The sequence below is a fragment of the Bacteroidota bacterium genome (assembly GCA_037133915.1).
GTDB lineage: Bacteria > Bacteroidota > Bacteroidia > Bacteroidales > CAIWKO01 > JBAXND01.
On record JBAXND010000019.1, the window covers coordinates 38,161 to 51,340 of the forward strand.

The 13,180-nt window shown below is 43.7% G+C and carries 12 protein-coding genes; 9 read left to right on the top strand and 3 right to left on the bottom strand.

Features of this window, described 5'->3' with window-relative positions; translation table 11 throughout:
* Complete coding sequence (gene miaA, locus WCM76_08390; GenBank protein MEI6765646.1) at nucleotides 1-921, bottom strand: tRNA (adenosine(37)-N6)-dimethylallyltransferase MiaA; 921 nt, start codon at nucleotides 919-921, stop codon at nucleotides 1-3.
* A gap of 29 nt (nucleotides 922-950) precedes the next feature.
* Nucleotides 951-2,168, bottom strand: coding sequence for a glycosyltransferase (locus tag WCM76_08395; protein MEI6765647.1), 1,218 nt, complete (start codon nucleotides 2,166-2,168; stop codon nucleotides 951-953).
* 152 nt (nucleotides 2,169-2,320) lie between these two features.
* Here WCM76_08395 and sucD point away from each other — a divergent pair, with 152 nt between their 5' ends.
* Complete coding sequence (sucD, locus tag WCM76_08400) at nucleotides 2,321-3,196, top strand: succinate--CoA ligase subunit alpha (protein ID MEI6765648.1); 876 nt, start codon at nucleotides 2,321-2,323, stop codon at nucleotides 3,194-3,196.
* 7 nt (nucleotides 3,197-3,203) lie between these two features.
* Here the strand turns inward: sucD and porQ are convergent, their stop codons facing one another.
* Nucleotides 3,204-4,256 carry a type IX secretion system protein PorQ gene (gene porQ, locus WCM76_08405; protein ID MEI6765649.1) on the bottom strand — a complete coding sequence of 351 codons (1,053 nt, stop codon included), beginning with the start codon at nucleotides 4,254-4,256 and terminating at the stop codon, nucleotides 3,204-3,206.
* 139 nt (nucleotides 4,257-4,395) lie between these two features.
* Here porQ and ribD point away from each other — a divergent pair, with 139 nt between their 5' ends.
* The 8 genes from ribD to WCM76_08445 all read left to right on the top strand — a co-directional run bounded on the left by ribD (nucleotide 4,396) and on the right by WCM76_08445 (nucleotide 13,105).
* Nucleotides 4,396-5,460 (top strand): bifunctional diaminohydroxyphosphoribosylaminopyrimidine deaminase/5-amino-6-(5-phosphoribosylamino)uracil reductase RibD, encoded by a 1,065-nt coding sequence (ribD, locus tag WCM76_08410; GenBank protein MEI6765650.1) that lies wholly within the window; start codon nucleotides 4,396-4,398, stop codon nucleotides 5,458-5,460.
* Between the two features lie 265 nt (nucleotides 5,461-5,725).
* Entirely contained in the window at nucleotides 5,726-6,286 is a 561-nt protein-coding gene (locus WCM76_08415; GenBank protein ID MEI6765651.1) for a CPBP family glutamic-type intramembrane protease, read from the top strand.
* A gap of 31 nt (nucleotides 6,287-6,317) precedes the next feature.
* A complete protein-coding gene (locus WCM76_08420; GenBank protein ID MEI6765652.1) occupies nucleotides 6,318-6,623 on the top strand; it encodes a helix-turn-helix transcriptional regulator in 306 nt (101 codons plus the stop codon).
* Nucleotides 6,624-6,654: 31 nt separating this feature from the next.
* Nucleotides 6,655-8,742 (top strand): hypothetical protein, encoded by a 2,088-nt coding sequence (locus tag WCM76_08425; GenBank protein MEI6765653.1) that lies wholly within the window; start codon nucleotides 6,655-6,657, stop codon nucleotides 8,740-8,742.
* Entirely contained in the window at nucleotides 8,729-9,346 is a 618-nt protein-coding gene (locus tag WCM76_08430; GenBank protein MEI6765654.1) for a hypothetical protein, read from the top strand. The genes WCM76_08425 and WCM76_08430 overlap by 14 nt, the downstream gene beginning before the upstream one ends.
* Before the next feature lie 10 nt (nucleotides 9,347-9,356).
* Nucleotides 9,357-10,358 carry a radical SAM protein gene (locus WCM76_08435; protein ID MEI6765655.1) on the top strand — a complete coding sequence of 334 codons (1,002 nt, stop codon included), beginning with the start codon at nucleotides 9,357-9,359 and terminating at the stop codon, nucleotides 10,356-10,358.
* Nucleotides 10,342-11,031, top strand: a complete 690-nt coding sequence (locus WCM76_08440; protein MEI6765656.1) for a DUF6873 family GME fold protein — start codon at nucleotides 10,342-10,344, stop codon at nucleotides 11,029-11,031. The genes WCM76_08435 and WCM76_08440 overlap by 17 nt, the downstream gene beginning before the upstream one ends.
* A 91-nt stretch (nucleotides 11,032-11,122) precedes the next feature.
* Entirely contained in the window at nucleotides 11,123-13,105 is a 1,983-nt protein-coding gene (locus tag WCM76_08445; GenBank protein MEI6765657.1) for a glycosyltransferase, read from the top strand.
* Nucleotides 13,106-13,180 lie beyond the last annotated feature (75 nt).

The following is a 13,180-nucleotide window of genomic DNA, read 5'->3' on the forward strand; positions in this document are numbered from 1 at the left end:
TTATTTTATTCCTGATATTGAAATTATCTGCGAAGCCAGCTCATCAGCGGGAAGGGAGCCATCAAGCCAATGAATGAGGTAACCGTTGCGTTCCATGCGGCGGAACCACGTCATCTGCCTCTTGGCAAACTGGTGAATGGCGGTGTTGAGCAGTCGGAACATTTCATCAAATTCTATTTCCCCGTTCACAAACATTGTGAGATATTTATATTCCAGACCGTAAGTTTTCAGCCGGGCAGGGGCAAGGCCTGAATTAAGCAGTGTGCGCACTTCATCAATCATTCCATTATCAAGCCTTTGCTGCAGTCTTTTTGTGATGCGTTCGCGCAGAACATTTCTGTTCCGGCCGATACCGAATATTGTTGATTCTATTCCCGGCTGTCGTTTTACCTTTTCGGGATGTGCATGGTGAAATTCTTCAATCTCGATGGCGCGGTACATGCGTTCGCGGTCGGAAGTATCTGTAGTGCTGTGCAGCTTTTTTAATGATGAAAGATGAGCAATGAGTGCTTCATCGCTCATGGAAGCCAGGCTTTGCCTCAACATTGCATTGTTTGGTACATCGGCCATGGCGTAACCACCCAATACGGTTTCGAGGTACATACCGCTGCCTCCGCATAATACAGGGCGTTTTTCCCGGGTAAGGATATCTTTATAAGCATTCAGAAAATCGCGCCGGAATTCAAAGATAGAGTATTCATAACCTGCATCGCGGATATCGACCAGATAGTAAGGAATTCTGATTCCGTCAACAGTATAATCATCATAGTCTTTTCCCGTGCCCAAATCCATACCACGATATACCTGCCTCGAATCTGCACTGATAACTTCACCGTCAATAAGTGCTGCAAGCTTAGCGGCTACCGTGGTTTTTCCACTGGCGGTAGGACCAAGAATAGTTATCATACTACCTGCCATCATAGATTAATTGTTGCGGAATGAGGTTTATTTTAGGTGCGTTTTCCGGAATGAACGGTTTCTTCAATTTCCATCATCATCCGTCGCAGTTTATCAAGATATTCTATAGAAGACTTATTGAAATCGAGGTCAGCAAGGGCAATACGGGCAGCACGGAGTTCAGGTGCATAGAAAGTGTAGAGGAATTCTCTTAAGTTGACTTCATCAGAAGAATGTTTAAGTCGTTGACGGTATTTCAAAAACTGCAATATCCGCAAGGCATCAACCTTTTCATGGCATGCTCTGATAAAGCGTTCTTTTGTCTTATGATTTTTACGAAGCGGCTTCCACAAGATATCTTCTTTTAGAATTCGCTGGAGAAACAAAGTCATAGGAGTTGGAACCTCTTTTTCGAATAAGGTTCCGAATGCATCTGTGGTCTCTGCAACTTCATCAAAATAATAATAATGATACATCGGATAACTTTCCCAATCACCCTGAACACCTTTAATAAGCGCAGGACCTGTACCGAAGAAAACCCTGTCGCTGTAGCGTGTTGCAGGATATACCTTTACAGGATTATGGCTAATCACTTTACCATGTTTACGCAATTTCATCAAAAAATAGAAATCTTCGCCCGACGGTTTTGGTGCAATACCTTTCACCGCGCGGTAAACCTTTGCTGTTGTTGCCATGGCGGAGCCTATCGCGGTAAACGCATATGGGCTCTTGATGCGCAGCATATTGAGTGCATAATTGCGCATATAAATCTCGTAGTGCAGCATGGCGCGGTCAAGCGTTTCATCTCCCGTAAGGCGATGAAAATAAGGAACAGAAAGTGCTGAGATATGAGGGTTTTCAGTAAAAGTATTTACAACAGATGAAAAATAATTTTCCGGAAATATCGTGTCTGCATCAAGGCATAGAATGATATCACGGTCTTCGGCAACTTCGGCAATTTCATCCATGGCCGTTTTCCGCGCCCAGCCAACACCGCTGCGTTTGCCTTTCCATCCTTTTCCCGGCGATGACCGGTCTATCACCTTAAGATCAAAATCCTTAACCTGCCTCAGATACCCCAGCGTTTTTAAGTTATCAACGCAAACGTGTTTTTTCTCGGGCAGCGTGTACCATTCGTCGGGTTGATTCAGACAGATAATAACTTCAAAGTTCCGATAATCCTGTGCGCGAATTGCATCGATACATTGAGGCAGGTAATCGAATTCCTCCATCACCGGCAGGGCAACATATATTTTAACTGGCTTAATCATCGACGCAAAAGGCTATTTGGTCACAAATATACAAAAAGCCACTGATTAAAGGCTTCAACGGCTTTCTGCACCGTATTTTTTTATTCTGTGAATTGCTTTTTAATGTAAATTTGAATTGCAAAATAAAAATAATCAGGAAATCAGAATCGTATATGAGCATATTAGTTAATAAAGATTCGAGGATTGTAGTGCAGGGTTTTACCGGCAGCGAGGGCACTTACCACGCTACTCAAATGATAGAATATGGAACGAAGGTTATCGGAGGCGTAACTCCGGGAAAAGGTGGTCAGCTGCACATTGATTTGCCTGTTTTTAATACAGTACAGGAAGCTGTAGACAAAGCCGGTGCGAACGTTTCTATTATTTTTGTACCTCCGGCTTTTGCCGCTGATGCAATCATGGAAGCCGCTGACGCAGGCATTGGCGTTATTATTTGTATTACAGAAGGAATACCGGTTCAGGATATGATAAATGTCAAAGAATTTCTGCTGGATAAAAAATCGCGGCTTATCGGACCAAACTGCCCGGGCATTATCACACCGGGTGAAGCTAAAGTAGGCATCATGCCGGGATTTATACATAAACCGGGCAAAGTGGGAATTGTTTCCCGCTCGGGAACTCTGACTTACGAAGCTGTTGACCAGCTTACACGTCTGGGTTTAGGACAATCTACGGCTATTGGTATTGGAGGCGATCCTATCATTGGTACCACCACAAAAGATGCTGTGATGCTTTTTATGGAGGATCCACAAACCGAAGGTATTGTGCTGATTGGTGAGATTGGCGGGAATATGGAAGCAGATGCCGCCGAATGGATAAAGTATAATTCGAAAAAACCGGTGGTGAGTTTTATTGCCGGCGCTACAGCACCTAAGGGCCGTACTATGGGACACGCAGGTGCTATTGTTGGCGGTAAGGCCGATACTGCCGAAGCGAAAAAAGAAATTTTACGCGATGCCGGTGTATATGTAGTGGATTCTCCTGCCGACATTGGGAAAAAGATGCTGGAACTGCTGAACGGAAAATAATTTATAATTATTTCTTCTTGCCGAATGCTCCGATATTGGTGCTTATCGTAAAGGTGTTGGGTGCACCTCCGGGATGGTATTTGGCCCAGGCATAGCTGAAGTTGAACTTCGAAACTCTGAATCCGAACCCGAATGAAAAGCCTACAATTCCTTTCTTTCCCTCAACTCTGAGTTCGCGGCGGCGTTGGTAATTATATCCCATACGAATCGAGAAATTTTTTGTCGGGAAAAATTCACCACCAATTACCAAATGACGCATGGCTTTATCGGCAAACTTTCCCAGTTTATTCTCCTTAATAGAATCGCCTGTAAGCGGGTCGACCAATGGCGTAGGATTATTGGGGTCGGAGTAGGTTAGGTCAAATTTTTCGAGATGGTCGAATAATATTGAAAAACGAAAAGGCAGATGCGAGAACTGCTTTGATAAACCCAGTTGTATTTCGAAGGGCAACGATTCGGGATTGCCTTTAGTGTATGATGTAAGCTGCCTTCCTATATTGCGGAACAGCAGTGTGGTCATAAAATTTCCTTTTTCATGATAATAGCTGCCCGCAACATCAACGGCTATACCGGCGCTGCTGTATTTCTCAAGTCCCGAATAAACAAGCTTCAGATTGGCGCCTATTAAAAAATGCGGATCCAGTTTGCGTCCCCAGCCAATATTCAGTGCGTATTCACCGGCAGAAAAGTTGCCATAGGTTTGTCCGAACTCATCGGCCTCAATAAAATGACCGTAATTAATATACTGCATAGTGGCTGCAAAACTGCCTACCTTTTTAAAGGTACGGCTGTATGCTGCAAATCCATAATTGATATCGGAAAAATAATCGACAATGCTCAATGCAAGGTGGTTGTGCATGCTCTCATCAATGATGCTCGGATTGGCGAGGGCCAGCGTAATATCATCATCTTTAATAGCCAGGAAATTGCCGCCCATGGCTGAAATGCGTGCTGAATTCGGAAGATTCAGAAATTCATAAGTATGGCTTCCGCCAATCTGGGCACGACCGGCTAGCGAAATGAACAGGAGTGAGAGAAATAGCAGTTTTCTAATCTTCACGTAAAAGGAATTATTGGTACACAAAAGTAATTTATTTTATTAAATGACGGCAGAGGCGCATTTGTTTCGGTGTATGCTGTTCTGATCTATTTTTTGCAAAACGCTGATTACATATTATTATTGTGGTAATTTTGCGTTCGTGCCAATACATGAACAATATATGCGCCGCTGCCTTGAACTGGCAGTGCAGGGAGCCGGAATAGTGTCGCCAAATCCAATGGTGGGCTGCGTGATTGTTCATAACGGCAGCATCATTGGAGAAGGCTATCATCACGAATTTGGCGGCGCGCATGCCGAAGTGCTGGCAATACGGAATGTAAAAGACAAAACATTGCTGACGGACTCAGTCTTATACGTGAGTCTGGAGCCTTGCTGCCACCACGGTAAAACACCACCGTGCAGCGATTTGATTATCAGCTCCGGTATTAAAAAAGTGGTGACCGGTGCCACAGATCCAAATCCGAGCGTTGCCGGTAAAGGAATTGAGCAAATGCGTTCCCACGGAATTGAGGTTTTGACGGGTGTCCTCGACCAAGAATGCCGCCATGTGAACCGTCGTTTCTTTTGTTTTCATAATGAAAAACGTCCTTACATTATATTAAAGTGGGCAGAAACGGCCGACCGTTTCATTGACAGTGTGCGCCTGCCCGGTGAAGTGGCGCACGCCAACTGGATTACATGCGAAGAAACCCGTGTGCTTGTTCATCGCTGGCGCACCGAAGAAGATGCCATCCTTGTTGGTACGAACACCGCACTGCTCGATAACCCTAAGCTGAATGCACGCGACTGGGTCGGGAAAAATCCGTTGAGGCTGACCATTGACCGGTTTGGCAAACTGCCACGCACGCTGCATCTGTTTGACGGCAAAGCACCAACGCTTGTATTCTGTGGTCCCATCGGAATGGTGTATCCAAACGCCGAAGTGTGTTCGCTCGATTTTTCTCAGAGTATTCTTCCGGGAATCATGAAGGAACTCTACAGAAGAAATATTCTTTCACTTATTGTGGAAGGCGGAAAAGAACTGCTGGATTCATTCATTTCATGCGGTCTGTGGGATGAAGCACTTATTTTCAGTGCACCCATGCGTTATAATGCCGGAACCAAAGCACCTGATATCAGCGGCGAACAGATTTCTGAGGAGAGCTTCGGCACCGACGTGCTTCAGAAACTTGTAAATTTGAATAAAAATCAGTCTGCAGTTTAGTGTGGGGCGTCGTGTATTTTAAATCCGGAATAGCAGACAACATTATTCTTTAAGATTTGTAATGACATACTGTTCTGATTATCAATAATATTCTGACATGATGTACATCCGGAAACTTATAAAGGAATGGTTTTATTTTTTGCTTCATCCAGGAGATGTGTTTCCAGACGAATCTGCCAGAGCAAAGACCGGTTCATTTATTTTTTATCTCATATTTATATGCATTATCTCGACTGTATTTTCTTTTGCTGTACAGTACCTGTTTTTGCAGCTTTTTAAATGGCATATAATTTCATTACCGGTTATTCTCAAACCCGATTACCACCAGGTTTCTATTGTTGGTATGGTTGTGATTGCTCCAATAGTCGAGGAACTTCTGTTCAGATTGAATCTTCGCTATCGCTCAGTATTTATTTCATTTATCCTGACACTGATTCTGTACTCCATTTTTGTTCGGATTGTATTGGGGCTTCTTCCCTTTTATTATTTGTGGGAATCCATAGGGAATATAGCGATAATTATGGTAATCTCAGTTTTTGTTAATCTGTTTATCAGACGCTTTAACAAGTCTCTGGAATGGTTTTGGATAAAGTATTTTCGTTTGATATTTTATAGCTCGGCAATTATTTTCGGCTTTATGCATTTGGGAAATTACTGGATACCAAATTATACAATTGTGCTGTTAAGCCCGTTTTTTCTGCTTCCTTTCATGTTTGCAGGACTCAATCTGGGCTATATCAGGCTGCGATATGGAATTATTTTCAGCATCGTTTTGCATGCCTTCAATAACCTGATGCCTTATATCTTCCATTATAATTTCAGATAATCAATTTCCAATTTAATTGCTTAGTAACGCTATGAAATCGAAACAATCAAACTTCAAAAAATGGTCAGAAATAATAAATGAGCAATTCGGCAAGGCAGGTACACCGAAGCGCGATGAGATGGAAAGGGAATATGAATCTTTCAGAATCGGCATATTGCTCAGACAGGCCCGTGAAGCAAAAAGTATGACACAGGAACAACTGGGGGATGCCATTTCGCGCAAGAGAAGTTATATTTCTCGAGTAGAAAATGATGGCAGCAACATCACGTTGAAAACACTGTTTGATATTGTTGAAAAAGGCTTGGGCGGTAAAGTGACCATAGGAATAAAAATTTAAAATTATCTTTGTCTTTTAAAACATTGAAACCTTGGGAATAAATATAAGTACCGGTCTGCCGGCATGGCTGGCCATTTTTTGCGTGATACTGGGCATTGGATATGCCGCACTATTGTATTATAAAGAACGCGGCACCGACTTTAAAAAGAAACTGCGCATCCTTCTTTTTACGCTGCGCGCTCTTGCTGTTACGATTATTGCCTTCTTGCTGCTTTCGCCGCTGGTAAAGATTATTGCTCGTACAACGGAAAAGCCATTAATTATCATTGCACAGGATAATTCACAGTCGGTTGTGATTGGCCGCGACTCGACCTTTATGAAAAGCGATTATCGCAACAAGCTGAAAACACTCACCGACCGGCTTGCAGAAACTTACGAAGTCCGTTCGTTCACATTCGGCGACAAAATCTCCGACAAGCCCGAGTATTCGTTCAATGAGAAACAAACCGATCTCTCGGCACTGTTCGATGACCTCGCATCTCGCTATGCAAATCGTAATGTGGGTGCGCTGATTCTCGCAACCGACGGACTTTACAATAAAGGCGCAAGCCCTGTCTATGCCGCTGAAAAATTCCGTTTTCCCGTGTATGGCATTGCATTGGGCGATACCAGCATTCAGAAAGATGTCATCCTTACAAAAGTAAATTACAACCGTATCGTATACTTAGGCAACGATTTTCCGATTGAGGCAGTTGTAACAGCCAATAAATGCGGTGGCTCCAAATCAAATCTTACGGTTACAAAAGATGGCAAAGTGCTTTTCACAAAAACAATTGACATCACCGGCGAAAATTATATAGAAACGGTTAATCTTCAGCTTGAAGCGGCTACACCCGGCGTTCAGCATTATCGCGTAAGTTTGAGCCCGGTTACCGGAGAAATCAGCCATCTGAACAACAGTGAAGATATTTTTATTGAAGTGCTCGACGGCAGGCAGAAAGTGCTGCTGCTGGCGGGTGCGCCTCATCCCGATATTGCCGCGCTCCGCGAAGCGATTGAAAGCAATAAAAATTATGAAGTTGAAGTGGCGTTTGCCAATGATTTTAATAAACCGCTTTCAGGTTACAATCTGGTAATCCTGCATCAGCTTCCTTTGCGTAATGCGCCCATGCCGGCGTCATTAGCGAATATGGCTCAGGTGAAAGTGCCCTTGCTTTATATCATCGGTAATGCAAGCGACCTGTTAAGTTTCAGCAATCTCAAAACAGGACTTTCCATTGTTCAGTCCACTCAAAAAGCCGACGAAGCGCAGCCTTTGATTAGCAACGATTTTGCGTTGTTTACCATCAGCGAAGCCGCCCGCAAAGTCATCCCGAACTTTCCGCCTCTCAGTGTGCCTTTCGGCGATTTTAAAACTTCCAATTCTGTGAATGTGCTGTTCTATCAGAAAATCGGAAGTGTGTCAACGCGCAAACCACTCATCATGTTCAGTGAGCAGCCCGAATCCCGCATTGGCATTGTTGCCGGCGAAGGTCTCTGGAAATGGCGCCTCAATGATTACCTGCAAACGGGCAATCACAACACATTTGATGAACTTTGTGGCAAAATGGTACAGTTTCTCTCGGTTAAGGAAGATAAAGGTTTATTCCGGGTAATTTGCAAACACTCTTTTGCGGAAAACGAAGCTGTTGAATTAGATGCTGAAGTCTACAACGACAGCTACGAACTGATCAACGAACCCGAAGTAAGCGTCGTCATTCAGAATGCCGATAAGAAGAAATTCAATTTTACATTTTCCAAAACACAGAAGTCGTATCACCTGGAAGCGGGCATGTTTCCCGTCGGCGAATACGAATATTCGGCACAGGTGAAGGTGGGTGATAAAGTTCTTCAGAAGAACGGTGTATTTACGGTTTCCGCACTCAACGTGGAAGCCGTGAATCTGGTGGCAGACCATAAACTGCTGTATTCACTGGCCAATAAGCACGACGGAAAAGTAGTTTTTCCTTCCGATATGGATAAGTTGCAGGACATGCTCAAAGCTCGCGACGATATAAAATCGGTTTCATATACACGCAAGCGTTTCAATGATGTGGTAAACCTGTTCTGGGTGTTCCTGCTGATATTGGGACTGCTTTCTACCGAATGGTTCCTGCGTAAACGCAATGGCTCATACTGATCTGATAAAAATGAAATTAAAGCTGTTGTTTTTTGTCTGCCTGATTATTCCTGCCGCCTTCGTAAGCGCCCAGCAACCGGGCGATTCGCTGCATATCAATAAGGTATTTATCGGTGTAAATGCTGTGCCGAATATTTTTTCAAGCAGCAGCAGTATTTTCCCAAATTATACTTTAGGATATAAACGTGCCCTGAAAAAATTCACGCTGCGAACAGGATTATCAGGTAATGCAGGTGTTTTCAACGATTCCATGCGTTCAAAAAGAATGATTTTTGTTGCCAATGCAGGGCTTGAAAAGCGAATGAATATTGTGCGCAATCATTTTTTCGTAATTTTTGGATTTGAAGGCCTGCTGTCTTACAAAAACACCGTGTATGATGCCGCACGTATTGATTATTATGGATTCGGGGTCGGTCCGGTGATTGGGCTTGAATATATTTTCAGGTTAGGGAATTCGGAGTTTTCGGTATGCTCTGAAACCGGATTTTACCTTATGGAACAAGTATCTAAGCTGAACGAAAAGAATGTTCGTAAAAGCAATGATTCGCGCCTGGTATCGGGATTGCAGAAGCTCGCAGGTTTCACGCTGAATTACATTTTCTGATTTCTAATCTTTGAGAGAACATTTCACCATACCGGTATTTATCCCGCACCGTGCGTGCCCCAACCGTTGCATTTTCTGCGACCAGCAAAAGATAACGGGCAATATTGAAATGCCCAAAGCCGCGGAGATTCAAGCATTAATTGAGCGAAATCTTGCAACCATGCCTGCGGATGCGCATATTGAAATAGGCTTTTTCGGAGGTACCTTTACGGGAATGCCGCACCACGAGCAGGAATACTACCTTGCAACAGCACAACCATACCTTGAAAGCGGCAGGATTAAAGGCATACGCCTTTCCACAAGACCTGATTTTATTGATGAAGCAGTGCTTGAGCTGCTAAAAAAATATCATGTTTCTTTGATTGAACTGGGCGCGCAATCTATGGATGATGCGGTGCTTGCTGTTGCAGAACGCGGGCATACGGCCGATGATGTCCGCAAAGCATCGCATATGATTAAATCAGCCGGCTTTGCTCTTGGTCTGCAGATGATGGTTGGTCTTCCAGGCGATGATGCTGCTGCAGATATCCGCACGGCAGAATCATTTGCCGCACTGGAAGCCGATTGTGTGAGAATATATCCGGTTCTGGTAATCAAAGGAACAGCGCTCGAAGGTCTGTACAGAAAGAAAATATTTCAGCCACTTTCACTTGATGAAGCGGCTGAACGTACTGCCGTACTACTGGAATATTTTATTTCAAAAAACATTGCTGTTATCCGCGTCGGTTTGCATGTTTCGGAAGAAATGAAGGCAGGGCAGGAGGTGGTTGCAGGACCTGTGCATTCTTCGTTTCGCGAAATTGCCATGACAAAAGCATGGGCACGAAAATTTGCAGGTATCGCTCAAAGCAAACAAAAAAAGATAACAATTTTTGTGGGTGAGCAACAGTACAATACTGCCATTGGATACGGAGGCGCGAATAAAAAAAGTTTACAATTGAAATATCAAACGGTAAAATTCAGGACAGACAATAACCTTAACGGGATGGAATTTTATGTTGATTATAGCTGATAAACGTCTGCCGGCAAAAGTCATACAATCACTTTCAAAACAAGGAGAGCTGCTGTTGCTTGCTGCTTCAGGCATTGCCTATGAAGCTGTTTCAGGTCATCCCGATATTTTCTTTTGCAAGGTCAATGATGTGCTTTGTGTGTCACCGAATCTGAATATAGAAATTTACCAAGCACTTGATATTGCAGGTATTGCTTATGTGAAGGGCGAAAAAGGAACAACAAATATTTATCCGGGAACGGCAGCTTATAATCTTGCAATCTCCGGAAATACTGCCATTCATAATTTTGAACATACCGATTCCGTGCTGCTTTCAATGCTTGATGGCTTTAATAAAATTCAGGTGAAACAAGGCTACTGCCGATGTAATATTGTTCCGCTCGATGACTATGGAATTATAACAACCGATGCCGGCATTCATTCAGCAGCAATCGCTTCAGGTTTGAATTCAATGCTTGTAACTCCGGAATGTATTCTGCTCCCGGGATTTAATTATGGCTTTATCGGCGGCTGCTGCGGCGTTCATGAAAAATCAGTTTACATTACCGGAAGTTTGAGACATCATCCGCAGGGAAATGAAATGAGTGAATTCATGCTCAGAGGCGGCTTTTCGGTTACAGAACTGTACGACGGACCCCTGGTAGATGGTGGTTCACTCATCTTTCTTCCCTAGGTAGTCGCGATGTTCGTCTAAAGCGCTCAACCAAATTTTGCAATAAGGAACAATAATGCTAATTTTGAACGCATAATCGGGTATTTAAAGGATGAAGTTATCGGTCATTATTGTCAATTACAATGTTATCCATTTTCTGGAACAATGCCTTGTTTCTGTGATGCAGGCTGGCGCCGGATTGGATATGGAAGTTATTGTTGCCGACAATAATTCGGTGGACGGCTCCGTGAAGATGGTGAAAGAGAAATTTTCCGGTGTTAAGCTCATTGAGAATCACGAGAATCTGGGCTTTTCAAAAGCTAACAACAGGGCAATAGAGCAGTCGATGGGCGAGTATGTGCTGCTTCTCAATCCTGATACCGTAGTTGAAGAAGATACGTTTCGCAAGGTTACCCAATTCATGGATCAACACCCGGAAGCAGGCGGTTTGGGTGTAAAAATGGTAGACGGCAAAGGTGTTTTCCTGCCCGAATCAAAACGCGGACTGCCCACGCCAACGGTGGCTTTCTATAAAATGGCGGGCATGTCGCGGCTGTTTCCCGGGTCGCGTACCTTTGGACGCTATCATTTGGGTTTCCTTGATATGGATAAGATTCATGAGGTCGATATTCTGTCGGGCGCATTCATGCTGTTGCGCAGAACGGCTTTGGATAAAACAGGACTACTGGACGAAGATTTTTTTATGTACGGCGAAGATATAGACCTTTCGTACCGCCTGACATTAGCCGGTTATAAGAATTTTTACTTCCCGGAAACACGCATCATTCATTATAAAGGTGAAAGTACCCGCAAAAGCAGTGTGAACTATGTGCTGGTGTTTTACAACGCCATGATTATATTCGCACGCAAGCATTTCAGTAAAAAAAATGCGCGCCTGTTTTCATTCCTTATCAAAATAGCCATCTATTTAAGGGCTTTCGTTGCTATTTTATCACGTTTTATTTCGGCCATATTCCTGCCTGTTACTGATGTTGCAATGATATTTGCAGGCATCTGGTTCATAAAATCCTACTGGGAAACGCATGTACTGTTCACCCGGGGCGGCCATTACCCCATAGAATTCATTACGGTTGCAGTACCGCTGTATATTTTAGTCTGGCTGTTCTCGGTATATCTGAGTGGCGGATATGACCGTCCCGTAAGGATTTTGAAAATATTTCAGGGACTGCTTATCGGTACGGTAATTATACTTACCGTGTACGGTTTGTTAGACGAAACTATGCGTTTTTCACGTGCTATTATCATGCTCGGCGCTGCATGGGCACTTATTTCAATGTCGGCTTTCCGTGTGCTGATGCACCTTGCAGGGGTGAAGTCGTGCCGCATTACCATGGGAAAGAATCGGCGCTTTGCAATTGTTGGCGACAGCGAAGAGGCCGACCGCGTTGCAGCGCTTGTGCGCGATACGCACCTTGCTCCCGGATTCATTGGTCTGGTCAGCCCCGACAATAAACAGGCAGGCAACGGCTTTACCGGCAATCTCGGACAGCTTAAAGATATCATCGATATTTATAAAATTGATGAAGTGATTTTCTGTTCCAAAAACCTGTCACCACAGCTCATCATCGATAAAATGACCGGCTTTCAGAATTTGCAGGTGGATTTTAAAATAGCTCCTCCCGAAAGCCTTTCCATTATTGGAAGCAACTCCATCACAACCGGCGGCGATCTGTATGTGCTCAGCATTAATTCCATCAGTAAGACAAATAACAAGCGCGACAAATGGATGTTCGACCACATCAGTGCATTGTTGTTACTCGCGTTTTTACCTCTGGTCATACCCTTTATGAAAAGCCCGCCGGGACTGATTATTAATATCTTCAAGGTATTGGTCGGAAGGCGTTCGTGGGTTGGATATCACCCGCAGGATATTACTAACAATATGAAACTTCCTCGCATCAGGAAAGGCGTATTAAACCCGTCAGATGCAATACGCAAACAGGCATTGGCAAAGGAAATCATTACAAGTCTGAATATTTTATATGCCAAGGATTATAAAATTACCAACGACCTGAATATAATGCTGAAGGCATTCAGGGAGCTGGGAAGAAGGCAGGGAACAGGAAATAATTAACGATTAATAATTAATAATGCTTGTCCGTCTTTAGCCGAAACGACTGACCATCTCTGAATCGCTGCGTTGACCGAT

Bases quoted from the DNA above. Each gene is read 5' to 3' on its own strand.
- WCM76_08445 (MEI6765657.1), top strand. From the start codon at position 11,123: ATGAAGTTATCGGTCATTATTGTCAATTACAATGTTATCCATTTTCTG.
- WCM76_08430 (MEI6765654.1), top strand. From the start codon at position 8,729: ATGGCTCATACTGATCTGATAAAAATGAAATTAAAGCTGTTGTTTTTT.
- sucD (MEI6765648.1), top strand. From the start codon at position 2,321: ATGAGCATATTAGTTAATAAAGATTCGAGGATTGTAGTGCAGGGTTTT.
- miaA (MEI6765646.1), bottom strand. From the start codon at position 921: ATGATGGCAGGTAGTATGATAACTATTCTTGGTCCTACCGCCAGTGGA.
- WCM76_08395 (MEI6765647.1), bottom strand. From the start codon at position 2,168: ATGATTAAGCCAGTTAAAATATATGTTGCCCTGCCGGTGATGGAGGAA.
- WCM76_08420 (MEI6765652.1), top strand. From the start codon at position 6,318: ATGAAATCGAAACAATCAAACTTCAAAAAATGGTCAGAAATAATAAAT.
- WCM76_08440 (MEI6765656.1), top strand. From the start codon at position 10,342: ATGTTGATTATAGCTGATAAACGTCTGCCGGCAAAAGTCATACAATCA.